General features: G+C 68.8%; 22 protein-coding genes. 10 read left to right on the plus strand and 12 right to left on the minus strand.

What is annotated here, in order from left to right; genetic code table 11:
- The first annotated feature begins 2 nt into the window (after nt 1-2).
- Nucleotides 3-1,337: a type II toxin-antitoxin system HipA family toxin gene (locus tag HWX25_RS02855; protein WP_175906973.1), complete on the plus strand. Its 1,335-nt coding sequence runs from the start codon at nt 3-5 to the stop codon at nt 1,335-1,337.
- A gap of 104 nt (nt 1,338-1,441) precedes the next feature.
- Nucleotides 1,442-2,677 (plus strand): NADH:flavin oxidoreductase, encoded by a 1,236-nt coding sequence (locus tag HWX25_RS02860; protein WP_175906974.1) that lies wholly within the window; start codon nt 1,442-1,444, stop codon nt 2,675-2,677.
- A gap of 29 nt (nt 2,678-2,706) precedes the next feature.
- Here the strand turns inward: HWX25_RS02860 and HWX25_RS02865 are convergent, their stop codons facing one another.
- Nucleotides 2,707-3,834, minus strand: coding sequence for a VOC family protein (locus HWX25_RS02865; protein ID WP_175906975.1), 1,128 nt, complete (start codon nt 3,832-3,834; stop codon nt 2,707-2,709).
- 356 nt (nt 3,835-4,190) lie between these two features.
- Between HWX25_RS02865 and shiA the strand changes: the two genes are divergently transcribed.
- The 3 genes from shiA to HWX25_RS02880 all read left to right on the plus strand — a co-directional run bounded on the left by shiA (nt 4,191) and on the right by HWX25_RS02880 (nt 8,047).
- A complete protein-coding gene (shiA, locus tag HWX25_RS02870; protein ID WP_175906976.1) occupies nt 4,191-5,498 on the plus strand; it encodes a shikimate transporter in 1,308 nt (435 codons plus the stop codon).
- 209 nt (nt 5,499-5,707) lie between these two features.
- Nucleotides 5,708-7,009: a UDP-N-acetylglucosamine 1-carboxyvinyltransferase gene (locus HWX25_RS02875; protein WP_175906977.1), complete on the plus strand. Its 1,302-nt coding sequence runs from the start codon at nt 5,708-5,710 to the stop codon at nt 7,007-7,009.
- A 267-nt stretch (nt 7,010-7,276) separates the two neighbouring features.
- Nucleotides 7,277-8,047, plus strand: a complete 771-nt coding sequence (locus HWX25_RS02880; RefSeq protein ID WP_059525428.1) for an IclR family transcriptional regulator C-terminal domain-containing protein — start codon at nt 7,277-7,279, stop codon at nt 8,045-8,047.
- 39 nt (nt 8,048-8,086) lie between these two features.
- Here HWX25_RS02880 and HWX25_RS02885 read toward each other — a convergent pair whose 3' ends face one another.
- The 5 genes from HWX25_RS02885 to HWX25_RS02905 form a co-directional block, all read right to left on the minus strand.
- Nucleotides 8,087-10,387, minus strand: coding sequence for an ATP-dependent DNA helicase (locus HWX25_RS02885; protein WP_175906979.1), 2,301 nt, complete (start codon nt 10,385-10,387; stop codon nt 8,087-8,089).
- The gene (locus tag HWX25_RS02890; RefSeq protein WP_175906981.1) at nt 10,384-12,078 is read right to left on the minus strand and encodes a VRR-NUC domain-containing protein; all 1,695 of its coding nucleotides are present in this window, start codon (nt 12,076-12,078) and stop codon (nt 10,384-10,386) included. The genes HWX25_RS02885 and HWX25_RS02890 overlap by 4 nt, the downstream gene beginning before the upstream one ends.
- Nucleotides 12,079-12,178: 100 nt before the next feature.
- Nucleotides 12,179-13,057: a MipA/OmpV family protein gene (locus tag HWX25_RS02895; protein ID WP_059690225.1), complete on the minus strand. Its 879-nt coding sequence runs from the start codon at nt 13,055-13,057 to the stop codon at nt 12,179-12,181.
- Between the two features lie 206 nt (nt 13,058-13,263).
- On the minus strand, nt 13,264-13,575 hold the full coding sequence (locus HWX25_RS02900; protein WP_044843100.1) for a hypothetical protein: 312 nt from the start codon (nt 13,573-13,575) through the stop codon (nt 13,264-13,266).
- 300 nt (nt 13,576-13,875) lie between these two features.
- On the minus strand, nt 13,876-14,175 hold the full coding sequence (locus HWX25_RS02905; RefSeq protein ID WP_059525422.1) for a hypothetical protein: 300 nt from the start codon (nt 14,173-14,175) through the stop codon (nt 13,876-13,878).
- 141 nt (nt 14,176-14,316) lie between these two features.
- Here HWX25_RS02905 and HWX25_RS02910 point away from each other — a divergent pair, with 141 nt between their 5' ends.
- From HWX25_RS02910 to HWX25_RS02920, 3 genes are all read left to right on the plus strand, one after another.
- Nucleotides 14,317-14,565 (plus strand): hypothetical protein, encoded by a 249-nt coding sequence (locus tag HWX25_RS02910; protein WP_175906983.1) that lies wholly within the window; start codon nt 14,317-14,319, stop codon nt 14,563-14,565.
- A 340-nt stretch (nt 14,566-14,905) separates the two neighbouring features.
- A complete protein-coding gene (locus tag HWX25_RS02915; RefSeq protein ID WP_059525418.1) occupies nt 14,906-15,337 on the plus strand; it encodes a CBS domain-containing protein in 432 nt (143 codons plus the stop codon).
- Between the two features lie 66 nt (nt 15,338-15,403).
- Nucleotides 15,404-15,904: a PRC-barrel domain-containing protein gene (locus HWX25_RS02920; protein WP_059819062.1), complete on the plus strand. Its 501-nt coding sequence runs from the start codon at nt 15,404-15,406 to the stop codon at nt 15,902-15,904.
- Between the two features lie 7 nt (nt 15,905-15,911).
- Here the strand turns inward: HWX25_RS02920 and HWX25_RS02925 are convergent, their stop codons facing one another.
- Complete coding sequence (locus tag HWX25_RS02925) at nt 15,912-16,541, minus strand: DUF4142 domain-containing protein (RefSeq protein ID WP_175907317.1); 630 nt, start codon at nt 16,539-16,541, stop codon at nt 15,912-15,914.
- Nucleotides 16,542-16,641: 100 nt separating this feature from the next.
- On the minus strand, nt 16,642-18,609 hold the full coding sequence (locus HWX25_RS02930) for an ATP-binding protein (protein ID WP_175906984.1): 1,968 nt from the start codon (nt 18,607-18,609) through the stop codon (nt 16,642-16,644).
- A gap of 330 nt (nt 18,610-18,939) precedes the next feature.
- On the opposite strand from HWX25_RS02930, the gene HWX25_RS02935 reads away from it, so the two are divergent.
- Nucleotides 18,940-19,977, plus strand: a complete 1,038-nt coding sequence (locus tag HWX25_RS02935) for a sigma-54 dependent transcriptional regulator (RefSeq protein ID WP_175906986.1) — start codon at nt 18,940-18,942, stop codon at nt 19,975-19,977.
- 54 nt (nt 19,978-20,031) lie between these two features.
- Here HWX25_RS02935 and HWX25_RS02940 read toward each other — a convergent pair whose 3' ends face one another.
- Both HWX25_RS02940 and HWX25_RS02945 read right to left on the minus strand, forming a co-directional pair.
- Nucleotides 20,032-21,831: a methyl-accepting chemotaxis protein gene (locus HWX25_RS02940; RefSeq protein WP_175906987.1), complete on the minus strand. Its 1,800-nt coding sequence runs from the start codon at nt 21,829-21,831 to the stop codon at nt 20,032-20,034.
- A 218-nt stretch (nt 21,832-22,049) separates the two neighbouring features.
- A complete protein-coding gene (locus HWX25_RS02945) occupies nt 22,050-22,304 on the minus strand; it encodes a DUF3562 domain-containing protein (RefSeq protein WP_059819058.1) in 255 nt (84 codons plus the stop codon).
- Nucleotides 22,305-22,859: 555 nt separating this feature from the next.
- Between HWX25_RS02945 and HWX25_RS02950 the strand changes: the two genes are divergently transcribed.
- Complete coding sequence (locus HWX25_RS02950; protein WP_175906989.1) at nt 22,860-23,270, plus strand: hypothetical protein; 411 nt, start codon at nt 22,860-22,862, stop codon at nt 23,268-23,270.
- A gap of 485 nt (nt 23,271-23,755) precedes the next feature.
- On the opposite strand, the gene HWX25_RS02955 is transcribed toward HWX25_RS02950, so the two are convergent.
- Both HWX25_RS02955 and HWX25_RS02960 read right to left on the minus strand, forming a co-directional pair.
- Nucleotides 23,756-24,691 (minus strand): universal stress protein, encoded by a 936-nt coding sequence (locus tag HWX25_RS02955; protein ID WP_059700346.1) that lies wholly within the window; start codon nt 24,689-24,691, stop codon nt 23,756-23,758.
- Between the two features lie 230 nt (nt 24,692-24,921).
- On the minus strand, nt 24,922-26,304 hold the full coding sequence (locus HWX25_RS02960; protein ID WP_175906992.1) for an amino acid permease: 1,383 nt from the start codon (nt 26,302-26,304) through the stop codon (nt 24,922-24,924).
- Between the last annotated feature and the right edge of the window lie 99 nt (nt 26,305-26,403).

A 26,403-nucleotide genomic window follows, 5' to 3' on the forward strand; every position in this document is an offset into this window, starting at 1 on the left:
CGATGGCCCGCCGCCCCCGCCACGACCGCCTCGACCTCTGGATGAACGGCATCCCGGTCGGATACTGGGAAGCCCGGCGCGGCGTCGAGCGCCTCGTCTATCTGCCGGCGTGGGTCGACGATCCGCAAGGCCGTCCGCTGTCGCTGTCATTGCCGTTCACGCCGGGCAACCAGCCGCATCAGGGCGCGATCGTCGCCGATTACTTCGACAACCTGCTGCCGGACAGCCAGCCGATCCGCCGCCGCATCGCGCAGCGCTACCGGCTCGGATCGACGGCGCCGTTCGAACTGCTCGCGTCGATCGGCCGCGATTGCGTCGGGGCGCTGCAGTTGCTGCCGCCCGACGAAACCCCGGTCGACCTCGAATCGATCGACGGCACCGCGCTCGACGACGCGGCCGTGGCCGACGTGCTGCGCCACGCGACCGCCGCGCCGCTGCCCGGCCACGCGGAGCCGGACGGCGAGCTGCGCCTGTCGATCGCCGGCGCGCAGGAAAAGACCGCGCTGCTGCGCGACGGCAAGCGCTGGCTGCTGCCGGCCGGCAGCACACCGACCACGCATATCTTCAAGCTGCCGCTGGGGCGTGTCGGAAACATGCAGGCCGACATGCGCACGTCGGTCGAGAACGAATGGCTGTGCTCGAAGATCGTCGCCGCGTATGGCCTGCCCGTCGCCGCGTGCGACATCGGCCGGTTCGACGACCAGAAGGCGCTGATCGTCGAGCGCTTCGACCGCCGCCCGTCCCGCGACGGCACGTGGATCCTGCGGCTGCCGCAGGAGGACATGTGCCAGGCGACCGGCACGCCGTCGGGCGCCAAATACGAATCCGACGGCGGCCCGGGCATCGCGACGATCATGGGCATCCTCGCGAATTCCGCCGATGCCGCGCAGGACCGGAGGAATTTCTTCGTTACGCAGCTCGTGTTCTGGGTACTCGCGGCCATCGACGGCCACGCGAAGAATTTCAGCATCGCGCACCTGCCGGGCAACACGTATCGCAGCACGCCGCTGTACGACGTGCTGTCCGCGCATCCGATCATCGGCACGCGACGCAACCAGTTGCCGCCGCGACGCGCACGGCTCGCGATGGCCGTGTGCGGGAAGAATCGCCATTACGTGATCGGCGACATCCAGCCGCGTCACTGGATCGCGCAAGGCGCGCGCGTCGGTCTGACCGAACACGACGTGCGCACGGCCATGGCCGATGTGGCCGCGCGCACCGAACCGGTGATCGCGACCGTCGCGTCGCGGATTCCGGCTGATTTCCCGGCGGACGTGGCCGATGCGATCTTCGACGGGATGCGTCGTCAGGCGAGCAAGCTGAGGACGGCCGAGTAGGCGGTGCGGGCACGGCCCCGGCGGCGGGTCGTCCACGTGGACGATGCAGCCCCGCACCGACTCGGCACAATGGTCGCCGTGCCCATTCCCGATGCCCACCCGACATGCAACCCGCCACGCTCGATACCGCATTCAGCCCGCTGCAGATCGGCCCGCTGACGCTGCGCAACCGGCTGATCAAATCCGCGACCAACGAAGGGATGACGCCGAACGGCGTGCCGTCGCGCGCGCTCGTCGGGTTTCATGAGCGCATCGCTGCAGGCGGCGCCGCGCTGACGACCGTCGCGTACTGTGCGGTCAGCGACGACGGCCGCACGTTCGTCGACCAGGCGCGGCTCGATGCGCCGACGGTCCGGCAATTCCGCGCGCTGACCGACGCGGTGCATCGTCACGGCGCGGCGGCGTCCGCGCAGATCACGCATGGCGGCTGCTTCACGTTCCTGCCGTCGCTGTCGACGAAACGGCCGTTGAGCGCATCGGGCGGCTTCAACAAGGTCGGCGTGATGAGCGGCCGTTTCCTGAAGCAGGCGATGACGCGCGACCAGATGACCGCGATCGCCGACGAATTCGCCCGGGCGGCGCGACATGCGCGCGACGCGGGCTTTGACGCGGTCGAGATCCACATGGGGCATGGTTATCTGCTGAGCCAGTTCCTGTCGCCGCTGTACAACCGTCGTCGCGACGCGTACGGCGGCGATGCGGCGCGCCGCGCGGCGTTTCCCGTCGAGGTACTGGGCCGCGTGCTCGACGCGGTCGGCCGCGATCTCGCCGTAGTCTGCAAGATCGGCGTGACCGAAGGCGTGCGCGGCGGCGGAACCGCCGACGACGCGTGCGAGATCGCGCGGCGGCTCGAGGCCGAGGGCGCGCATCTGCTCGTGCTGAGCGGCGGGATGAACGTCGAGTCGGTGTGGCAGCTGTTCGGCAGCCCGCTGCCCGGCGATGCGCGCGCGAACGCCGACAACGCGATCGTGCGCGCCGCGATGGCGCTGCAGAAGCTCACCGAGCCGAAGATGGGCGCGTTTCAGGAGATGTATTTCCTCGAGCATTCGAAGCAGGTGCGCGCGGCCGTCCGGATGCCGCTCGCGTATCTCGGTGGCGTGCGTTCCCGCGAGAACGTCGCGCTGGCGATGCGCGAAGGATTCGACGCGGTGGCGCTTGCCCGCGCGCTCGTGTTCGAGCCGGATTTCGTGAACGGCCTGCATGACGGCCGGCTCGCGCAGTCGGGCTGCACGTCATGCAACCGCTGCGTCGTGTCGATGTACACGCCGGGCGGCACCGCGTGCGTGCTCAAGGCACCGAACGACCCGGCGCCGAACCGCGTGCCGGCCGTGGGCGCTTGAGGTTACGCGGCCGATCGTGCGCCTGCCGCTCAGCCGGCGTCGCGGGCGCGGGCCAACGCCGCGAGGTTCCCTTCCCCGAATCCGTGGTGCCCCTGCCGCTGCACGATCTCGAAGAAGATCTCGCCGGGCCGGCGCTTCACGAAGGTCTGGAAGAACAGGCGCGGCACGCCGTCGCTGCCGATCTCGCCGTCGACCAGCACCGCGCGGCGGCGCAGCGCATCGAGATCGACGCCGTGCCCCGGCAGCCGCGCATCGATTTCGTCGTAATAGCGCGCAGGCGGCTCGATGAATTCGACACCGTTCGCACGCAGCGCATCGACGCTCGCCAGGATGTCGTCGGTCGCGAGCGCAACGTGCTGGACGCCTTCGCCCGGGTGGTCGGGCAGATACGCGTGCATCAGCTCGGTGCGCCGCGTGCCTTCCTCGTAGACCGGAATCCGCACCGCGCCGCACGGCGACACCATCACGCGCGATTCTTCCGACACATGCCAGTGCGCGTCGATTTCATGGATTTCGCGGAAGTGCAGCAGGTCGTGATAGAAGTCCAGCCACTCGCGCATGCGCCCCGCGCCGACCGTCTGCGTGAAGTGGTCGACCTGCTGCAGGCCCGTGCCGACGCACTCGACATCGGTATGGGCAGTCGCGATGTCGATCGGCCGGAAATCGATGTCGAAGATCGAGATGTCGCCGACGCCGCCGCGCTGGCCGTCCCGCCCGCGCCAGCGGTCGACGAAATAGAGGTGCGAATCGCCGATCCCCTGGATCGCGGGAATCTTCAGCTCGCCGACCCCGATCCGCTCGCCCTCGAACGCCCACGCGCCGAGCTCGATCGCACGCTCGAACGCGCGGCGCGCGCTCGCCACGCGCAGCCCGATCGCGCAGACGCCCATCCCGTATTCCTCCGCATAGCGCGCGGCGAACGAATCGGGCTCGGCATTGATCAGGAACTGCATCTGTCCCTGCCGGTACAGCGTGACGTTCTTGCTCACATGGCGCGCGATCGCCTTGAAGCCGAGTTGCTCGAAACGTTGCGCGAGCGCGTCCGGCACCGGCGCCGCGAACTCGACGAATTCGAGTCCGGCCATCCCGAGCGGATTGGCGGCCGGATCGGCAACGGGCGGCGTATCGCTGGACAGGGGGTGGGAATTGCCGGGCATTCCAGTCTCCGGAGGCATGCGGTCGATGGGATGACGCCCGGCTCGCGCGGCACGCCCGACCGATGTGACGGCCGGACATCCGCCCGATTCGGGCGAGGTTTTGATGGTCCCGATTTTAACCAGATCGTTCACGGCGGCACACCCTGGCTGAACGGGATATGGGTGCCGCGCCTAGTGCAAACCCGGAAAGCGTTCGATAATCGCACACAACTGAACGATAATCGCGCATTTTGGCCGATCGGCCAATTGCCGCCGTGCGGCGTGCGCCCTATTCTCCGTTCACTCATCGACTTCAATGCAGCATCGGACGCGGCGCCGCCACGATTCCACGATGCGCCGTGCCAGGAGACATCGCCATGACCCCAACCTTCGACACCCTCGACGCCGCTGCCGGCGCCCGCGCGCGCAGCCAGGCGCGCAAGGCCGCGATCGGCAGCTTTGTCGGCGCCGTCGTCGACTGGTACGACTTCCTGCTGTACGGGATCGTCGCCGCACTCGTCTTCAATTCCGAATTCTTTCCGAAGGTCAGCCCGACCATGGGCACCCTCGCGGCGTTCGCGACCTTCGGCGTCGGTTTCCTGTTCCGCCCGCTAGGGGGCGTCGTGTTCGGCCATTACGGCGACCGGCTCGGCCGCAAGCGGATGCTCGTGCTGACCGTCATGCTGATGGGGCTGTCGACCGTCGCGATCGGTCTGCTGCCGAGCTTCGCGACGATCGGCTGGTGGGCGCCCGTGTTGCTGGTGCTGATGCGTGCGATCCAGGGCTTCGCCGTCGGCGGCGAATGGGGCGGCGCGGCGCTGATGGCCGTCGAGAGCGCGCCGAAGCAGAAGAAGGCGTTCTACAGCAGCGGCGTGCAGGTCGGCTACGGCGTCGGCCTCGTGCTGGCGACGGGGATCGTGTCGATCCTGAGCCATACGCTCGGCGAGGCCGCGTTCAAGTCGTGGGGCTGGCGCCTGCCGTTCGTGTTCAGCATCGTGCTGGTGCTGATCGGGCTGTGGGTCCGCAAGAGCATGGACGAGTCGCAGGAGTTCGTCGAGAAGGTCGAACACGGCAACCGTAAGCTGCGCCTGCCGGTGCTGGAGGCGCTGACGCGTCATCCGAAGGCGTTCCTGCTGATCGTCGCGCTGCGGCTCGCCGAGCTGTTCACGATGTATATCGTCACCGCATTCGCGCTCAGCTATTCGACGTCGAACCTCGGCATGTCACGCGACCTGTTCCTGAACATCGGCCTGCTGGTCGGCGCGGTGAGCTGCGTGACGATCCCGTGCTTCGCGTGGCTCGCCGACCGCTTCGGCCTGCGCCGCATCTACCTGATCGGCGCGCTGATCGGTCTGGCGTCGGCGGTGCCGTTCTTCGTCGCGCTGGAATCGCGCTCGATCGCGTGGATCGTGGTCTTCTCGATCCTGCTCGCCAATGCCGCGCACGACATGGTCGTGAGCGTCCAGCAGCCGCTTTTCACCGAACTGTTCGGTGCGGAATACCGCTACAGCGGCGCGGGCGTCGGCTATCAGTTCGCGAGCGTCGTCGGCGGCGGGTTCACGCCGTTCATCGCGGTGGCGCTGGTCAGCATGGCCGGCGGTTCGTGGCACTTCGTCGCCGGCTATCTCGCGGTGGGCTGCCTGATCTCGCTGGTGGTCGCCGCGCGGATGCGGGCGGCGCAGTGATGCCATGACCGGATGGCCGGCCGCGATACGCGCCGGCCGTTTCCGCACCGGCTGCCGTCGCCGGCCGAGCAAGCGGATCGCGCCCGCCCAACGTCAAACACGGTCAATCCCGCGGGCAGAAGCCCCTTTTCCCCTCTGAACATTCCACACCACCCGCCGACCAATGGCATCATATGGGCCTACGTCAGTCACAGATACGCCCCCATATCATGTCGAATCTCATCGTCCACGGCGGCACTCCGCTGCGCGGGGACATCAAGCCGTCCGCGAACAAGAACGCCGTCCTGCCGATTCTGTGCGCCACCCTGTTGACCGATCAGCCGCTGCGCCTCGTCGGCGTGCCTGACATCACCGACGTGCGCAAGATCCTCGACATCTTCCGCACGCTCGGCAGCGACGTGTCGGTCGACTTCACGACAGGCATTCTCGATCTCCACCATCGCCACACGACGTTCGACCCGGCCGTGCACCGCCTGCCCGAGGCGATGCGCTCGTCGATCATGCTGATTCCGCCGCTGCTCGCGCGCTTCGGCGTCGCGCGCCTCGAGAACGACGTGAAGGGCTGCACGCTCGGCGTGCGCGAAATCGATCCGCACGTCGAAGTGTTCGAGCGCTTCGGCGCACACATCCAGCGCACGCCCGATTCGCTGATCGTCCGTGCCGACGGCCCGCTGACCGCCAACGATCACTGGCTCGACTACGCATCGGTGACCACCACCGAAAACTTCGCGCTGTGCGCGACGGCGGCAGGCGGCACGTCCACGCTGATGAATGCGGCGTCCGAGCCGCACGTGCAGGAGTTCTGCCAGTTCCTCGCGATGATCGGCGTCGCGATCGAAGGCATCGGCACGTCGCGCCTGTGCGTGACGGGCGGCGGCAAGCTCGGCGGCGGCGAATTCCGCTTCGCCGAGGATTTCCACGAAATCGCGACGTTCCTCGCGCTCGGCGCGATCACGGGCGGCGACATCACCGTGCGCAACTCGTCGCCGGAGCATTTCCCGCTGATCGACCGCACATTCGCGAAGTTCGGCGTGACCGTCACGCACCGCGACGGCTGGTCGCGCGCGGAACGCGACGGCCCGCTGCGCGTGCGGCGGCCGTTCACGCAAAACATCCTGACCAAGGTCGAAGCCGCGCCGTGGCCGTACCTGCCGGTCGACCTGCTGCCGATCTTCATCGCGCTCGGCGTGCGCGCGGAAGGCAGCGCGATGTTCTGGAACAAGGTCTACGACGGCGCGCTCGGCTGGTCCGGCGAACTGTCGAAGTTCGGCGCGCACGTGCTGCTGTCCGATCCGCACCGGCTGATCACGTTCGGCGGGCTGCAGTTGACGCCGGCGCGCGTCGAGAGCCCGTACATCATCCGCGTCGCGATCGCGCTGCTGATGGTGGCCGCCAGCATCGAAGGGCGCTCCGAAATCATGAACGCGCTGCCGATCCGCCGCGCGCACCCGCATTTCGTCGAAAATCTGCGTTCGGTCGGGGCGAACGTCGAGTGGACGAGCAGCGAGTAACGTCGATCCGGATGCGGCGTGGACAATGTCCGCGCCGCGTATCCTGCCTCCCCCGCATTCACCGGACGCCCCGGCAATCCGCCGCGCACCCCTGACGAACAAGGACAGCGGCCACCGGTTCCAACCGGCCGTACCGTCGCCGCCCGGCACATTCCCCCTCTTCGTCACCCATCGCACGTCCGTCGATCGCTTTCGCGCGATTTCGGACTGCGCGATAATCGCGCATTCCCGCGCGAACACCGCGCGCCCACCCGTGCGCCACCGACGATGAAAAAGCCCGACCTCGACCGACGCGACTGGATTGCCGGCCTCGAAAAGGGCCTGATGATCCTCGAAGCATTCGACAGCCAGCACGCGCGGATGACGCCCACCCAGGCGGCCGCCCGCACCGGTCTCACGCGCACGGCCGCGCGACGCTACCTGCTGACTCTGGAATCGCTCGGCTATGTGTACACCGACGGCAAGCTGTACGGCCTCACGCCTCGCGTGCTGCGGGTCGGCTGGTCGTACTTCGACTCGGCGCGCCTGCCGCGCACGGTCCAGCCCTATCTGCAGCAACTGAGCGCGTCGCTGAACGAATCGGCGTACGTGAGCGTGCTCGATGGCTGGGAACTCGTGTTCATCGCCCGCAACGGCGTGTCGCGCGTGATGACGACCGGCTTCGTGCTCGGCGCGCGCGTGCCCGCCCCGCTGACGTCGCCGGGCGTCGTGCTGCTCGCGCATCATCCGGATCGCGAGGCCGTCCGCGCGTGGCTCGACGCCACCGAGCTCGCGCCCTTCACGCCGCACACCATCACCAACAAGGCACGCCTGCTCGAACAGGTCGACCACGCGCGCGACGCGGGCTTCGCGGTGATCGAGCAGCAACTGCAGGTCGGCGTGCGCGGCATCGCGGTGCCGCTGAAGAACCGTCACGGCGAAGTCGTCGCCGCGCTGAGCACGAACATGCCGATCGGTGCGGAGTCGACCGACGCGGCCGTGCGGCGCGTGCTGCCGCATCTGCAGGAAGCCGCGCTCGCGATGCTGAACGTGCTTTAAGAATTCGCGCAAGCGGGCGCACGACGCCCGTCCGGCAGGTCACCCGATCCGCCACCACCTCGGCAACAGATCGCGCACCTCGCGCCGCCGGTAACGATCGTCGATCAGATGCACGACGCCCTCGTCATGTTCGGTGCGGATGACGCGCCCGGCCGCCTGCACGACCTTCTGCAGGCCGGGGTACAGATACATGTAGTCGTATCCGTTGCCGAAACGCGCATCCATCGCGCGCCGCATCTGTTCGTTGACGTCGTTGACCTGCGGCAGCCCGAGCGTCGCGATGAACGCGCCGATCAGCCGCTCGCCGACGAGATCCACGCCCTCCGAGAACGCCCCGCCCAGCACCGCGAAGCCGACCCCGCGCCCGCCCGCGTCGAAGCGCGCGAGAAACGCGTCGCGCTCGCTTTCGGCCATGCCGGGCGCCTGGGCCCATACGGGCACGTCCGGGTGGCGCGTCTGCATCAGCGCGACGACGCGCCCGAGATAGTCGAAGCTGCTGAGAAAACCGAGGTAGTTGCCGGGCCGCGTCGCATACTGCGCGGCGATCAGGTCCACGATCGGTTCGAGCGAACGGTCGCGGTCGCGCCAGCGCGTCGACACGTGGCTCGCGACGCGCACGGTCAGTTGCTCGGCACGGAACGGTCCGTCGACGTCGAGCCAGCCCGTGTCGGCCGGCAGTCCGAGCGTGTCGCGATAGAAATGAAACGGGCTCAGCGTGCCGGAAAACAGCACGGTCGCGCGCGCGGCTTCGTAGCGCGACGCGAGAAAGCCGGCCGGAATCACGTTGCGCACGCACAGCGTCGACTGGATGCGGCGCCGGCGCGCGGCCGGCGCGACGCCGTCGAGCCCGGACTGGCGCGGCAGCGGCTCGCCGTACAGCGTCGCGTCGAAGATCGACGCGCTGTCGAATGCGTCGGCGAGCACACCGAACTGGATCGCCTCGAAATGAAAGCGCAACAGCGCATCGCCGTTCGCACGCGGCGCATCGGTCAGGTGTTCGCCGATCGCCGCGACGAGGTTCTGCACGGCCGTCACGATCGGCCCCGGAATCTCCGGATACGCCGCATAGCGCTCGGCCTGTGCGCGATTGAGCGTGCCCCACGCGCGCGCGAGCCGGTCGAACGCCTTGCGCAGCGCCGTGGGCGCCGCTTCGCGCGCGGCCGCGAACGCGAACGGGTCGAGCGATGCGCTGTACATCTTGCGGGCGCGATCGAGCAGGTTGTGCGCCTCGTCGACGAGCACGCCGACGCGCCACTGGTTCTGCAGCGCGAGCGTATGCAGCATCGCGCTGCCGTCGTAGTAGTAGTTGTAGTCACCGATCATCATGTCCGACCAGCGCGCAAGCTCCTGCGCGAGGTAGTACGGACAGACGTCATGCGCGAGGGCCGCCTCGCGCACGGTATCGCGATCGAGCAGCCCGGCGCCGATCGCCGCGTCGCGCGCCGCCGGCAACCGATCGTAGAAGCCTTGCGCGAGCGGGCACGATTCACCGTGACACGCGCGATCCGGATGCTCGCACGCCTTGTCGCGCGCGACGAGCTCCAGCACGCGCAGCGGCAGCGCCGGCGTGCCGGCGCCGAGCGTAGTCGCCGCTTCGAGCGCGAGCGCCCGGCCGGGCGTCTTCGCGGTCAGGAAGAACACGTGATCGAGCTCGCCCTCGCCGCATGCCTTCAGCAGCGGGAACACCGTGCCGAGCGTCTTGCCGATGCCGGTCGGCGCCTGCGCCATCAGGCAGCGTTCGTCGCGCGCCGCGCGATAGACGGACACGGCCAGCTCGCGCTGACCGCTGCGGAATTGCCCGTGCGGGAACGTCAACGCGCGCAGCGCCGTATCGCGCGCCGCGCGATGCGCGGTCTCGCGCTCGGCCCAGCCGACGAAGCACGCGCACTGTTCGGCGAAGAACGCGGCGAGCGCACTTGCGCCGAGCGTCTCCGTCAGCACGGTCTCGCGCTCCGACACGATGTCGAAATACACGAGCGCGACGTCGATTTCCGCGAGGCCGCGTGCGTCGCACATCAGGTGCGCATAGACCTTCGCCTGCGCCCAGTGCAGCGCGCGATGATTGGCCGGCATCGCGTCGAGGCTGCCGCGATAGGTCTTGATCTCCTCGAGCCGGTTCGCGACGGGATCGTAGCCGTCCGCGCGCCCGCGCACGGTGAGCGTGCCCCACGTGCCGGTCAGCGGAATCTCGGTTTCGTAGCGTGCGCCGCGCTTCGACGTGACGGCGCCGTGACCCGCGATGCCTTCGAGCGCGGTCGGCGCGGGCGTGAAGCGCAAGTCGAGATCGCCGCGCCGCGCGGTGAACTCGCACATCGCCCGCACCGCGACGACATAGCTCATGCGGACAACCCCGCCGCCTCGTCCTGCGGGACGCCCGCGCTCGCCCATTCGACATCGACGACGCGCACCGGCATGCCGTGCGCGATGCAGTACGCGAGCCAGCGCGTCTGGTTGTCCTGCAGCCGGTCGCCGGGCCCCTTCACCTCGATCAGTTCATAGCGCCGCTCGCCGGGCCAGAAACGGACGAGGTCGGGCAGCCCCGAGCGATTGCCGCGGATATCCGCGAGCAGGCGCGTGAACCACAGCCGCAGGTGCTCGGCCGGCAGGCATGCCAGCGCCTCGTCGAGCAGTTCGTCGGTCAGCACGCCCCAGAACACGAACGGCGATTGCAGCCCCATCTTCGTCGCGTAGTGCCGACGGATCGTGTCGCGGTACGCACCCGAATCGAGTTGCGCGAAACACGCGGCGAATGCGGCGGTGCGGCGTACCGCGAAATCGGGCGCGTGCAGGTCGGCCGGGCCGCGCTGAAACGGGTGAAAGAACGCGCCGGGCACGGCCGCGAACACGGGCTCCCAGCACAGCAACCCGAACAGCGAATTGATCAGCGTGTTCTCGACGTAGTGAACCGGCGCGTCGGGCTGCGCCAGGTAGTCGCGCACCGTGTATTCGACGCTGACGAACGCTTCAGGGCGCGCAAGCACGAGCGTTTCGCGCGGCACGTCCGGCGCGCTGCCCGCGCGTTCAACCCGCTGCCCGAGACGGCGCTGCAGGCGCGGCAGCATCCGCTCGACGCGCTGACGCTCCTCGTCGCTCTCGAAGCCGCCACGCGCCTCGAGTGCCAGCGCGAGCGCATCGTCGTCGCGTCCGCAGCGTTCGAGCACGCGAATGCGCCGGTGCCGGCTGCCCGGCCACGCGCTGCGCGCATATGCGTCGAGCGCGGCGGTCCAGTCGGCGCGCCGCTCGCAGGTCTGCCCGAGCGTGAACAGCAGCTTCGCGCGGCGCGTCGCGAGCCACGGCTGCACGCAGCCGACCGCGTCGATCGCCTGCAGCAGCGCGTCGAACGGCAGGTCGTCGGGCCACGCATCGAGTGCTTCGCGGCAGGTCTGCAGCGCAAGATACGTCTCGATGTCGTCGCGCTGCTGGAACGCGCGCGACGACGGCGCGAACGGCACGCTTTCGTACTGGAACACGCCGAGATCGGCGAGCACGAATTCGCTCCAGTCCTGATGAAGATTGCCGAAGAACATCAACCGCAGCCGGTCGCACAGCGCGCCGACCGTCACGCGCAGCACGCGATCGTCGGCCTGCGCGCACCATGCGTCGAGCGGCTGCGCCACGTCATGCGCGGGCCGCAGCCGCTCAAGCCAGTCGGGTTTGCGCTCGCCCGCGTGCGCGGCGAGCGACGGGAATACCTTCAGGAGGTCGGCCTTGGTCGACAGCGCGAACAGCTCGTCGAGCGTGAGCGCGGGCGCCGGATCGACCCAGCCGAGTTCGACGAGCGGCGCGGCGGCGTCGAGCGTGCTGCCGATCTCGTCGTACACGAGCTTGCTCGCGCGGAAGTCGGACCCGCTGCGCATCAGCATCCGCACGAGCAACGCGCGCGACGCTTTTGGCAACTGCGCGAAATCCCGAAGGAACGCGTGTTCGCGCGCATCGAGCAGGTCGTCGTAGCGCTCGCCGAGCCAGGCCAGCGCGCGTTCGAAATTGGTCAGGTAGTAAAACGCCGGGGGCGTCGGCGATGCAGGCGTCACGGGGATCGATCACTGTACGTTTGTACAGGTCGGAATCATATCAAATGTGACGAAAAATACCGCATGCCGCGCCGCGCACGGCTGCCCCCGCCGGTCCGGATCAGAACTGGTAATTCACCGACATGTCGAACACGCCATTCGTCGACTGCTGCGTGACCGGGCTGCGCCGCGCGCGGCCGACGAGCTGTTCGATCGCGCCGTCCATCGTCACGAACCAGTGCTTGTCGATGAACCAGACCATCGTCACGCCCGCGCCGAACGACTTCATCCCCGCGCCCGACGAATAGGTCGGCAGCCCCGAACGGGCGGACGCCCCCGCATTCACGCCGAACCAGCTGTTCATGTAGCGCGAATCGGCGAACGACACCGTCGGCCCGGCGAACCAGAAGAAGTGTTCGTTGCTGCCCGGCATCGGCATGTACGCGGAGAAATCGCCGACCCAGCCGTTCGAGCCGCCGATGCTGCGCCGGACATCCGCGCGCAGCACGAGCGGAAATTCCTTCGAGATCACGTAATCGGCCGCGAGCTTCATCACCGGCGCCGCGTTGATGTTGTCGAGCCCGTTCAGGTGGTCGAGGTCGTCGGCCGAGCGGCGCCCGAGGTCATAGCCGACCGACAGGCTCACTCGCCAGTTGGGCCCGCGCAGCACGTTCGCGCCGAGCCCCTCGCCCGTGGACAGGAAGAACAGGTCGCGATAGCGCACGTCGACATTCGGGCCGCCCATCACGCGGTAGCGGTCGGAACCCGCGTAGCGCGGCTGGAGCGTCATCGCCGCGCCGACGCTGACCTGCCACGTCGGGACCGTCGGACTGAACAGTTTCTGCAGCGGAACGCCCGCCGAGTATTGCCATTCGCCGAGCGGCGAAGGCGTCTGCGCCGACGCGTCGCGCGCACCCGCCGCTGCGAGCGCGGCGAAGGCCGACAGGCCGGACACGAACCGGCGAGCGCCGGGCGACAACAACGGGCGGGCAACGGTCATCAAGGCGGTCTCCGTCGGTTGCATGAAACGAACCTGAGGGAAAGCGCGTCGCATCCCGATCGGCTGCAACGGCAGGCAGCCGACGGCGCGAACGTAGCGTGCGCTGAATAGTGAACATCCTACGCGACGCGCGCGTAGCCGCAAAGCGCCCGTTGAGCACGGGCACTTTGCCGGTTTTCGGTACGAACGGGCGCAGGATTGCGGAATCAGAAACGCTCGACGTGATAGTCGCCGGCCAGCGCGGCCGGACTGCGCTTCGCCATCATGCGCGAGAAGCCGTCGGCGAGACGCCCGAGCGCGAGCTGCTTCTGGCTCGCGTCCCAGTGCGTGTAGGTGTCGTAGGCCGTGTCGTCGAACGACACGGTGACGGCAACCGGGCGCCCGCTCGCGCGAAAACCGATATGCAGCACGCCGCCCGGCAACTCCTCGATGTGATAGCGCAGCGAACGCGACTCGAAATAGCGGCCCAGCACCTGGGCGATCGCGCGCTTGTCGGGCGATTGCACGTGAATGTCCATGATGGTCCTCCTTTCAGTGATCGCGCGGCCGGCCGTGGTTGGCTGCGCCCGCCCGGCATTCGCATCGGCGGCGGCTGCGACGGCGGATCGCCTTGCGGCAGCCCCGGGGGCACGGGCGGATCGAACGGATCGTCGTGCTCGGGCAGCGCCGGGTCGGGATCGACGTCGGGCGTCGGCTCGGGTCGGTGCAGCGTGGATCGCATGCTCATGTCACTCCTGCGCGGCGGCTCGCGCGTGTCGATTGGCGCGGCGAGCGCGCGCAACCGGTGTGCCTGCCCGGCGGCGCAACCGCGCACGCCGTCATGCGTCGTATGCCGCCATCACCAGCCACAAGGTGCGCCCTTCGGCGGCGAGCCGCACCGCAAGCGCGAACGGATCGGACGGCGCGCATCGCGCGACCAGCGCCCGCTGCGCGCTTTCCGGCCCCGCGTAGACGGTATGGTTCAGCTCGCGGACTTCGTCCTTCCCGTCGAACACGCGCCGCTCGGGCCGATGGATCCGCGACTCACGCTTCCACGTGTCGAACCGTTCGCGCACATCGCGGAAATCGCCGCCGCACACGTTCGCGTCGTAACGTATCCTTTTCCTGGGTTCAATCATCACGATGTCCTCTCGTCCACACAGGCGGCGGGCCGCCCGCATCTGCGCCCGTCCGGCCGCCTCGACGACTGCAAGCGTCATGCCGCCCCTGCCGCGCAGGCACGGCGCTTGCGGCCGTCGTACCCGTAAGGAGGTTCGATCATGACCGCATCCGCCCCCGACAGCCGCAGCGCCGTGTCACCGGCTGCCGGCCCGCTCTCTCTGGCCGCGTCGCGCAAACCGTCCGAAGACAAGACGGAGAAACGCATCGACGAAGGGCTCGAGGAGACATTCCCGGCCAGCGATCCGCCCGCCGTCGGCGGCGCGACCCGCATCGACCCCGGCAAGCCGTCCGGCGAACGCGACCGTCGCGCGCCCGACGCCCCGCCACCGCCCCGCGATCACGGCTGACGGCGGCACCCCGGCCCGCGATGCGCGGCAGCGTGGCGACGGGCCGGCACAACCGGAGTGAAATGATGAAACGCATTGAACGTGCATGGCACGAAGTCAGCGGCGCCGCGGGCGTCGCAGCGCTCGCCGCGATCGAGAGTGCGCTGGTCCTCGCCATCGTCGTGATGACGGGGGTCGGCCACTGAGCGCGGCACGCGGCCCGGCCACGGCTGCCGCCGTGGAAGATGTACAACCCGGCTGGCAAATTTCTCCGTGGCACGGCTGCGCAGGTCCCGCGCCTGTCGATTGAACGCGGCACGCGTCCTGCTTCCGCATCGTCTCCCTCACGAAGGAGGCGTTCATGTATCGCGTCAATGAAATCATGTCGCGCGACGTAGTGTGCGTCGCGCCCACCGACACGATTCGCCATGCAGCCGAATTGATGCAGCGCTTCGACATCGGCGTGCTGCCGGTGTGCGACGGCAGCGGGCTCGTCGCGATCGTGACGGACCGCGACCTCGCGATACGCGCGCTGTCGCACGGGCATCCGCCCGACACCCCCGTGAAAGTGGTCGCCTCGGCGCCGGTGCAGTGGTGCGTCGAGGATGACGGCGTCGGCGACGTGCAGCAGCGGATGGCCGACATACAGCTGCATCGGATGCCGGTGCTCGACGCCAACCACCAGATCGTCGGCATGGTGTCGCTCGGCGACATCGCGACGCGCGCGGGCGGCCCGGCACGCGACGAGCTGGCGAATACGCTCGAGGATGTGTCCCTGCCGCGCCGCCGCTGAGCGGCCACCCCAACCGCGCTGCCCGCGCGCCGTGTGCGCCGCGCCGCTTCGAACAGGAGAAAAGCGATGACAACGGACAGACCGTCGCGCACGCAGGCGCGCATTGTCGGCGACCGCGGCCGTTCGGCCGGCGGGCCCGGGCCGGACGTAATGGCCGCCGGCACGCTGGAAAACGATCGCGTGCTGACGATGGACGGCGACGACATCGGCAAGGTCACGAACATCATGCTCGACATCCGCTCGGGCCGGATCGCGTACGCGGTCGTATCGTCAGGCGGATTTGCGGGGATCGGCGACAAGCTGCTCGCGGTGCCGTGGAGCGTGCTGACGCTCGACGTCGAGCGCCGCTGCTTCGTGCTGCCCGTGCCGACCGAGCGGGTGCGCGACGCACCGGGCTTCGAGAAGGACCGCTGGCCGACGATGGCCGATCCCGCGTGGGCCGAGGCGCTGCATGCGCACTACGGCGCGTCGCCTTACTGGCTGATCGAGGAAGGCGAAACGGCGCTCGACTCGCCGCCGTACGAGGCCTCGCCGGGCGGCCCCGAGAACGACACGCGGCGGCACTGATCGCGGATCAGTGCGCGGCCGCGATCGAACGCTCGAGCGCGCGCGCGGCGCCCAGATGCGCCTTCAGCGTCGGCAGCGTGTCGGCCGCGAACGCGCGAAGCTGCGGGTCGTGGCCGTTGCGCGCTTCGGCTTCGTAGAGCCTGAGCGCCGCCTCGTGCGCGTTCGGTCCCGCCAGCGCGATGTACCCCTTGTCGAATGCGTCGCCACTCATGGTTCGAAGGGCCGTCAGCGCCGGATCGACCAGCATGCGCGTCTGCACGGGCAAGCCTTTTTGCGCGCCGAGCCGGCGCAATTCCGCGGCGACGCGAACATGATCGTCGATCATCCGGCGCGCGAAGGCCTTCACGTCCGGATTCGACGACCGATCGAGCGCGAGCTGGCTCGCCTGCAGTTCCGTCTTGCCGACGATGCCTGCCTTGTCGACGAATTCCGCGTCGATGCCGTTCGGCCGCCGCGTCATGTCCGCCTCGTCGGCGGTCTCGCCGGGATGGACGACGCCCGGCGCGACATGAACGGACGATGCAGACGGCACCTGCGCATGCGCCGGCGTGAATGCCGACGCGCAGAACGCCGCGAGCACGCCCGATACCAGCAAGCAGGCGTTGCCGGCGAACGAGATCCGCACGATCAACGGCATGCGCCCGGCGCGCGCCGGCTTGCCGCCGGCGTCGTCGCGCCGCGTGTTGTTCGATCGCTTCATCGTGCCTCCCGGTGGGTGTTGCGGAGGCCGCCGTGCGTCAGCGGTGCCGTCCGGCGCCCGCCACGTCGACGATCACGCGGGCCAGCGTCGGCATGTCGACCGGCTTGCACAGATACGCGTCGAAGCCGGCGGCCATCACGCGGTTCCGGTCCGCCGTGCCCGCGTGTGCGGTCACCGCGACGACGGGCAGACGCCCGCTGCCGTTCTGCAAATGGCGGATGTGGTCGAGCAGCCAGAAGCCGTCGCCGTCCGGCATCGCGAGATCGGACAGCACGACGCTCGGGCGCTGCCGCGCCACCACGTCGAGCGCGTCGCGCCCCGATTGTGCGGTCGACACGTGGGCGCCCAGCGTTTCGAGCGCCGCCGCGAGACTCGCGCGCGACGTCGCGTCGTCGTCGACCACCAGCACGCGCTGGCCGTCGAGTGCGACCGCCGTCGACGCGCCGCTCGGACGTAACGGCTGGCCGGTCAGATTGTCCGCGCCCCATTCCACCGGCAGCATGACGGTCACGGTCGTGCCGCGCCCGGCGCCTTCGCTCGTGGCCGCAACCTCGCCGCCATGCAGCCGCGCGATGTTGCGCACGATCGACAGGCCGAGCCCGAGGCCGCGTTTCGGCGACGCGGACGCGCCTTCCGGCCGGTTGAACGTATCGAACAGATGCGGCAGGCGTTCCGCGGAAATGCCCTGCCCCGAATCGGCGACCGACAGCCGCACGCGCGCGCCGGCCCGGGTCAGCGACACCTTGATGTGGCCGCCCGGCGGCGTGAACTTGATCGCGTTCGACAGCAGGTTCGACAGCACCTGACGGATGCGCTCGCCGTCCGCGTAGATCACGCAGTTGGACATCGCGCACGCGGTCGACAGTTCGAGTCCGTTCGCCTCCGCAGTCGCGCCGAGCTCGCGCACCGCCTCGTTCACGACGCGCACCAGATCGACGGGCGTGCGTTCGAGCCGCATCCGGCCCGTCGCGAGCGACGACGCGTCGAGCAAGTCGCCGACCATCCGCGACAGCGACCGCGCGCTTCGATCGATCGCGTCGATCGCCTGGTGCGCGAAGTTCTGGCCGTCGGCGTTGCGCAGCACCTCGACCCAGCCGTAGATCACATTGAGCGGCGTGCGCAATTCATGCGACACGGTGGCCAGCAGTTCGTCCTTCAACCGGTTCGATTCGTCGGCCTGCACGCGCGCGTCGCGCGCGCCGCGCAGCGAGCGCAGATAGCGCCGCTCGTCGCGGCGGCGTTCGTGCGCCTCGCGCAGCGTCATCGACAGGCCGGTGCAGTTTCCTTGTGCGTCGACGATCGGCGCTGCCGCGAAAGTCGCGCGAAACCGGCCGCCGTCGCGCCGCACGCACAGAACGTCGAGCGGGCCGGCGGGCGCGCGCGCGTTCGCGAACGAAGCGGGAACGGGATGCAGCCGCAGCCAGCGCGGCGCGATCAGCGTGGTGACGTCGTGTCCGATCACCGCCGCGACCTCCATGCCGAAGAGGCGCCGCGCCGCCGGGTTCCAGCTCGTGATCCGCCGTGCGGCATCGACGCCGACGATCGCGTCGGGCGATGCTTCGACCACGCGGCGCAGCAGGATGTCGTCGAGTGCACGCGGCGCGGGCGCCGGTTCGCGGCTCGGCGTGCGCGCGTCATCCCCGTCGGCATCGTCGGCCCCGCGCAGCCGGTCGCTCGCGAGCAGCGGCTTGACGGCCAGCACGAGCATGCACTCGACGAAGCCGATCGCGGCGAAGACGCCGGCCCGCATGAGCAGCGCGGGCAGCGGCATGTCGCGCCACCACAACGCGCCGATCACGACCGCGCTGGCGGCGGTCGCCGCCAGACCGCCGCCGAACGAAGTCAGCCAGGCCGCAGCCGCGACACCGACGTACAAAGGCAGCGGTGCAACCGGTTCGCGCATGCCGACGACTTGAATCGCCCACGCCTGCAGCGCGGACGCCAGCCCGACGGCCAGCGCGACCCATGCGCCTTGCCGAAACAGCTCGCGGGTAAAAGTTCTCATCGTTTCCCTGCATCGCCTGCGACCGTCGCTCGAAGGCATGCCGCCGAGCGGACCGGGCGAGCCTATGAACGCCGCAATGCGCGTACCCGCCGCATCGCGCCCGGCAACTTCGCGGCAAAGTCCGGTGTGCGTGCCGTCGCGTCGCGTCGCTCAGCGGCCTGCCGTGCTTGGGGGGAACGCGATGGCAGATATCTTTCAATTTCTCATTCGTCGGCTGTAAAAAAGCACCGGCGGCGGCATCGTGCCCCAGCGATCGCATATTTCTTCCGTCATCGCACCGGGCATTGGAAATTTCTAAATCGCGGCACCTTCCGCGCGGTTTCGCTGTCGATGATAGATATTGCAAAGAAGGGGATGCGCGGTGCCGATTTTCAAAATGGCCCGCTGACGCCTATGGCCGAATCCGCAAACCGTCCGAAGCAACGCGCCGACGCGCGCCGGCTGTCCGGCCGCTCCGCGGCGATGCGCACGCTGCTCGGCCGTATCGAGAAAATCGCTCCGACCCGCGCCAGCGTGATGATTGCCGGCGAAAGCGGGGTCGGCAAGGATATCGTCGCGCGGCGGCTGCACGACCTGAGCGCGCAACGCAACGGGCCGTTCGTCCCCGTCAACTGCGGCGCAATTCCGGCGGACATCGCCGAAGCGCAATTGTTCGGCCACGAGAAAGGCAGCTTCACCGGCGCGATCGCGCAACGCGAGGGATTCTTCGAAGCCGCGTTCGGCGGCACGCTGCTGCTCGACGAGATCGCGGAGATGCCCGCGTCGCTGCAGGTGAAGCTGCTGCGGGCGCTCGAATCGAACACGATCGTGCGGGTCGGCGGCACCGAGTCGATTCCGCTCGACGTGCGCATCGTGTCGGCGACCCGCCACAATCCCGCCGAAGCCGTGCGCGACGGCCGGCTGCGCGAGGATCTGTTCTACCGTCTCGCCGCGTTCGCGCTGTACGTGCCGCCGCTGCGCCAGCGCAACGGCGACGTCGAGGCGATCGCGCACGAGTTCGTCGATGTGCTCAACGTGCGGCACCGCTCGCACAAGCGTCTGACCGACGCGGCGATCGCCGCGCTGCGCGCATATTCGTGGCCCGGCAACGTGCGCGAATTGCACAACACGATCGAGCGCGCGTACATCCTCGCGGACGACGGCATCGATGTCGCGCTGCCGAAGCCGACGACGTTGCCCGACCATACGTCGGACGATGCGATGGCGCTGCCGCTCGGTGCGACGCTGCACCACGCGCAGCAGCGTTTCATCGCGGCGACGCTGCAGCACTTCGACGGCAACAAGCCGCAAGCGGCGAAAGCGCTCGGCATCAGCCTGAAAACGCTCTACAACCGGCTGGCGCTGATGCGCGACGGCGGCAACGGCTGAGCATCGCCGAGGGCGTCGCGCGTGGCGCGCTCGACCTGCATCAACCGATGCAGGTCACGCGACCTTGAACTGCCCGACCGTCGTCGCGAGCGCGTTCGCCTGCGTTTGCAGCGCGGTCGCGGCCGCGGTCGACTGTTCGACGAGCGCCGCGTTCTGCTGCACCATTTCGTCGAGCTGCGTGACCGCGCGGTTCACTTCCTGGATGCCGCGCGTCTGCTCGTTCGCCGCGTGCGTGATCTCGGAGATGATCGTCGTCACGTTGGCGACGTTCGACACGATTTCGCGCATCGTGTCGCCGGCCTGGCGCACCTGCCCCGACCCGGCCGACACGCTCGCCACCGTCGACTCGACCAGCACCTTCACCTCGCGCGCGGCCTGCGCGCTGCGTTGCGCGAGACTGCGCACTTCCTGCGCGACGACCGCGAAACCACGCCCTTGCTCGCCGGCACGCGCGGCTTCCACGGCCGCGTTCAGCGCGAGGATGTTGGTCTGGAACGCGATCCCGTCGATCACGCCGATGATGTCGCCGATCCGGCCCGACGCCTCCTCGATCTTCCCCATCGTCGACACGACATCCGATACGACCACGCCGCCGTGCGACGCGATCCGCGACGCCGCGGCCGCCCGTTCGTCGGCCTGGCCGGCGGCGGCGGCCGACTGGCCGACCGTCGCGGTGATCTCTTCCATCGATGCGGCCGTTTGCTCGAGGCTCGCCGCCGCCGATTCGGTCCGCGACGACAGGTCCTGGTTGCCCGCGGCGATTTCGTTCGCGGCCGTGCGCACCGATTCGCTCGCATCGCGAATCTGCCGCATCACGTCGTTCAGCTTGTCGACGAAGCTGTTGAACGAGCGCGCGATGTCGGCCACCTCGTCGCGGCCGTCGGCCGGCAGGCGCTGCGTCAGGTCGCCGGTGCCCGAGCCGATCGACGCCATCGCCTGACGCACCTGCGACAGCCGGCGGAACGCGGTTGCCGTGATCGCGCCGACGATCAGCGACGCGACGCCGACGATCACCACCAGCGTGATCAGCGACGCGGTCAGCAGCGAGCGCATCCCTGCCGTCGCTTCCGATTTGTCGAGCAGGACCAGCGCGTACCAGTCGGTACCGGGCACGGCCTGCGCGCGCACGAGCTTCGCGTCGCCGCCCACCTGCACCTCGACCGGCGCGACGGCCGCGGCCAGCGACGCGGCGCTCACAGCGCCGAGGTCGGGCGACACGTCGGCGACCGGCTTCAGCGTGAGCTTCGCATCCGGATGCGCGACGACGTGGCCGCTGCTGTCGATCAACATCCCGAAGCTCGCGAGCGTCGGGCGGATCGACTTCACGTTCGCGATCACGCTGTCCATCGCGACGTCGGCCGCGACGACGCCCTTCAGCGCGCCGTCGCGCAGGATCGGCACCGCGAACGTGACGACCAGGTTGCCGGTGCCGGCATCGACGTACGGCGGCGTGACGACCGGCTTGCCGGCCTGTGCGGCCTGCTTGTACCACGGGCGGCCGGTCGGGTCGTAGTCGGGCGGGATGCCGGTCGGGTCGGAGAAACGAAACACCTTGTCCGCATAGCCCGCGTAGACGTTCGTGAAGCCGCCGGCCGCGGCCATCTGCTTGAACACAGGCAGCGGATCGGGCGACAGCGCGGCGTCCTGCAGCGATGCGATCATCCGGCTCCGGGTCGCAACCCAGTCGCCGATGCCGACCACATGGCCGCTGGCGACGGATTTCAGGTTGCGGTCGATCGCATCGTCGTTGTACGCATGCGCGATGAAGTAATTGATCAGCGTGGTGGCGACGAGCGCGAATACGACGATGGCGACGCACGCTGCAAGAATGCGGGTGCGGATGGACGAGAACATGGCAACGACTCGGTAAGGGAGCGCGAACGCCCGGTGGACGGATTCACCGGGTAAACGGCATTCGCGCCGCTTACTTGAGGCCGTTGTGTCGATTCGATGAAACGTATGACGAAAAACGCCGACGGCCACAGGGGCGTTGTCCGCAAGCTTGCGCGCGGCGGTTGCCTATGCGGCATGGCGCGTCGGCGGTGGTGGCGCCGGCCGCGGCCGGCCCCCCTTCACAGACGGCGACTGGTATTCGTGTCCGGCTCCCGGTTCGGCGTACTGGCTGGCGTGTCGCGCTCGAGGTCGTCCTGTCTGCGCATGCGTTCGCGCAAGTGGCGGATCGCGAACACGTGAATGTAGTCGTGCACGCGCGCATCGGACGACAACGCACGCACTTCGTCGTCGAGCATCGTGCGCAACTGGTCGGCGCCGATCGCGCGCGCTTCGGCGACGGCCTTCAAAGCATCAAGCAGATTGTCCTGTGACATCGACGGGCTCCTGGCGGTCGAGGAACGAAAGGCAAAGATGACTTACCGGAAGATTAGAGACTGGATAGCCGCTCGGCGTGCGATGCGCCGAAGCGTGTTTGCGCGCGATCAACGGCACGTTGCGTGCCGCCGCGCCGATCCGTCGCTGGATCGGCTCGCGCGCAGGATTCGCGGCGCGCGTGGCCCGCGAACGACTGGAAGGATTGCCCACGCCCCCCGAGGCGCGGCGTCGCCGATTGCGCGGAAGACGACCGTCGCGCGACGGCGATGCACTCAGAAACTTAGACCGGCCGAAATCCTGCGTCAAGCGACGCTCGCCGGCGGCGATTCGTCTGTTCGAATGCACCGGATCGGGGCGCCGCACATCGCGTGCCGTCCGTTCTTGTCAGCGGATTCCGATACCTCGCACGCAATGTCTGACAGCGACTTCAGCGCGCGCCGATTGGCAGCGCGGCCTGCGCGGCGGATACTGACGTCATGAACAAAGCGTTCATACCCGGTCATCGCTCAGCCGGCCATCGAGCCGGCACGCGGGGTCGGGCGCAGGAGACCATCATGGCCCATCGCAACTTCCCGGCGCGGGACGGACAGCGGCGCACGCGCATGCTGTCCGCGCCTGCCGTGCCGGTCGCAATCCGCCCGCCCGACGATCTCGACGCGTTACTCGCGCTCGCGCGCGAATCGGGCTTGCTCGTCACGCTCGACGGGCAGATCGGCCGCGAGAAATACCAGAGCGTCATGGGATCGGTGCTCGCGCTGCAGCGCTTCGCCGCCGCCCTTTGCGCGCGGGCCCGTGCCGACGCACCGGTCGTCGTCAGGCCGCGCCGCAAGGCGCGCCCCGGCTGGCCACGGCTGCGCAATCGCACGCCGGGCGGACGAGGACGGCTGAATGGCGCGCGTCGGCGCGCACGCGGATGCCGCGGCGGCCGCAGTCGGCACGACCTGCGAGCGCCTCGCCTCGCGTAAAAGCCGAACGCAGCCGACGCGGCACGAGGCCGCGCGATGGTTGCGAAGGCTGTCACCTCAATCGGCGGCGACCGCCGCGCGCCGACCGCGCGACGGCACATCGCGTGCCGCCACACGCCGTTCCGCACGGCGATATCGACCAAAAAGTACCTGCGAGGAAAGTAGTCTGCACGGGGCCAGGAAGCGGACGGGGTGAAAATCACCCCGTCCGTCATTCCAAGGCAGCCGTCGGCTGCCTACCCTCGCGCCAGAGAGTTCGTGATCGGCGATGCGCCACGCGCTGCGTGGCACGGCGCCGGAAATCGGTTGAAGCGGGCGCAACCGCGTCGGATATGCGCCCGTTCGCGCGGTTCTGGACCCGACGTATCGAATCGTCGCGCCCCAAAACAGGACGACGGACGTTCTGTCACTATCTCATGCGAGGTGCACGGCGATTCTGATGCAGGTCAATGAAAGGCCGCTTCGCCACCATCGCGTCGCGACGTTCACTCCGCGCCGCGCACGAGCAGCACCGGCACCTGCGCGAGATGTGCGATCCGGCGCGCCACGCTGCCGATCAGCCAGGCCGCGATGCCGCGCCGGCCATGCGTGCCGACCACCAGCAGTTCCGCATGCCAGTGCACCGCGTCGCGCATCAATGCATGGGCGACGTCGTCGCTGGTCGGACGGGTTTCGACGATGCCGCGCTTGGTCGGATTCCCCATTGCATGGAACAGCGGGCCGACGCGCGCCAGTGCATCCTCGCCCTCCGCGCGATACGCATCCTCGAGCGCGCGCACCGGCACGAGATCCGTCAGACGAACCGCCCGATCGACGACATAGGCTGCATACAGCAGCGTCGTCGGCGCCGCGAAGCCGAGCCCGACGCGCACCGCATGCAGCGACGGCTCGCTGCCGTCCACGGCGAACATCAGGCGCTGCAGCGGTCCCTCCGAAGGCCGCGTGTAGTCGGCGGGTACGATCAGCAGCGCGCAGCGTGCGCGCGAGGCCAGCGTGTCGGACACCGCGCCCTCGACGAGCCGCAGCAGTCCATGGTGCGGATTGGCGCCGACCACGAGCACGTCGGCGCGCGATGCCGACGTGTCGTTCGCGAGTGCATCGGCCACCGTGCCGCCCGTGACCGACGTATCGATGATCACCTGCTCGATCTCCGCGCCGCTCCCGGCGAACAGCGCCGCGATGCGCTCGAGCGTCGCCTGCGCCTCGCGCGTCATCTCCTCGCGCGCCGAGGTCAGCAGCGCGTCGACGCGCGGAATGTCGGGCAGCACGAGACGCGGATTGTCGATCGCGCAGACGATGCGCACCTGCATGCCGGGACGCAGCAGCGTGCGCATGTAGCGCGCGGCGGCCAGCGACTCCGGCGTCAGGTCGACGGCCAGCGAAATTCGGGCGAGCGGCGGGATGGTCGGGCTGGATGGCATGGCGAAGATCTCCTGGCGGACGCGTCGTCGCGGACGACGACCGGAGCTTCGCGCGGGCAGCGGCGCGCGGCGGACGAACGGCCGACGCGGTCGCAGGGATGGGCGGACGGCCACGCGAAGCGCGGACAAGCGATTCAGACAGCATATGTCGTCCGGCCCGCACGTGCATGATCGTAATCAATGCCCGTGCGGGCCGCGATGCGCGGCGCGGCGACTTTTGCCCTGCCCGCTTACGACTTCGTCGACGCGGGCGCTCCTGCTCGGTTCGCGTAGAACACCGCGTATGCGATGCCGAGCAGCACGATCCACGCCGGGCCGATCACGAGCGCGACACGCGTGTCCGGCGTGAATGCCATCAGCACGACGACCAGCGCGAGAAACCCGAGCGCGACGAACGAGCCGAGCGGATAGAACGGTACGCGGATCGGCAGGCGCGCGATCCTGTCGGCCGACAGCGTGCGGCGAAAGCGCATCTGCGCGATCAGGATCACGCACCACGTCCAGATCGCGCCGAACGTCGACACCGACGTCAGCCACGTGAACACCTGCTGCGGCGCCAGATAGTTGAGCAGCACGCCAATCAGCAGCAGCGCGACCGACACGGCGACGCCGTACACCGGCACGCCGTTGCGGTTCACGCGACCGAGGCTGGCCGGCGCCTGGCCCTGCTGCGCGAGGTTGTAGAGCATCCGCGCGGTGCTGAACAGGCCGCTGTTGCACGACGACAGCGCCGCGGTCAGCACGACGAAGTTGATGATGCCGGCGGCGGCCGGGATCCCGAGTCGCGAGAACGTCATCACGAACGGGCTGCCCTGCGTGCCGATCTGGTCCCACGGATAGAGCGACATGATCACGAACAGCGCGCCGATGTAGAAGATCAGCACGCGCCAGAATACCGAGTTCACCGCCTTCGTCAGCGACTTCTCCGGATTGCGCGCCTCGCCGGCCGTGAGGCCGAGCATCTCGACGCCGAGATACGCGAACATCACGATCGGCAGCGCGCCGATGACGCCGTCGATGCCGTTCGGCATGAAGCCGCCATGGGCCCACAGGTTCGAGATGCCCGTCGCGACGCCGCCGTTACCGATGCCGAATGCGATCATGAGGCCGCCGCCGATGATCATCAGCACGATCGTGACGATCTTGATCAGCGCGAACCAGAATTCGAATTCGCCGTACAGCTTGACCGCGACGAAGTTCACCGCGCCCATCGCCGTGAGCGCCGCGAGCGCCCAGATCCAGTTCGGCACGCCTGGGAACCACATGTGCATGTAGACGCCGACCGCGGTGATCTCCGCCATGCAGGTGACGATCCACACGAACCAGTAGGTCCAGCCGGTCAGGTAGCCCGCGAGCGGGCCGAGGTAGTCGCGCGCATAGCGGCTGAACGCGCCGGCGACCGGATTGGAGATCGCCATTTCGCCGAGCGCGCGCATGATCAGGAAAATGGCGATGCCGCCCAACAGGTAGGTCAGCAGGATGGCCGGGCCGGCCGTGCGGATCGCTGTGGCCGAGCCGAGGAACAGGCCGACGCCGATCGTCGCGCCGAGCGCCATCAGGTTGATGTGTCGCTCCTCCAGCCCGCGGTGCAGCTGGTCTTCTGGTTGTTTCAAGTCCGTCTCCTGGCAGCCGCGAACGGGCTGCCGTCATTGTGGCTGTCAATGCGCGGCCGTTCATGCCGATACCGGCAAACCGAAAACGAAAAATCCAAC

This window comes from Burkholderia sp. BCC1640, from assembly GCF_902833125.1.
In the GTDB taxonomy this organism is placed as follows: Bacteria; Pseudomonadota; Gammaproteobacteria; order Burkholderiales; family Burkholderiaceae; genus Burkholderia; species Burkholderia diffusa.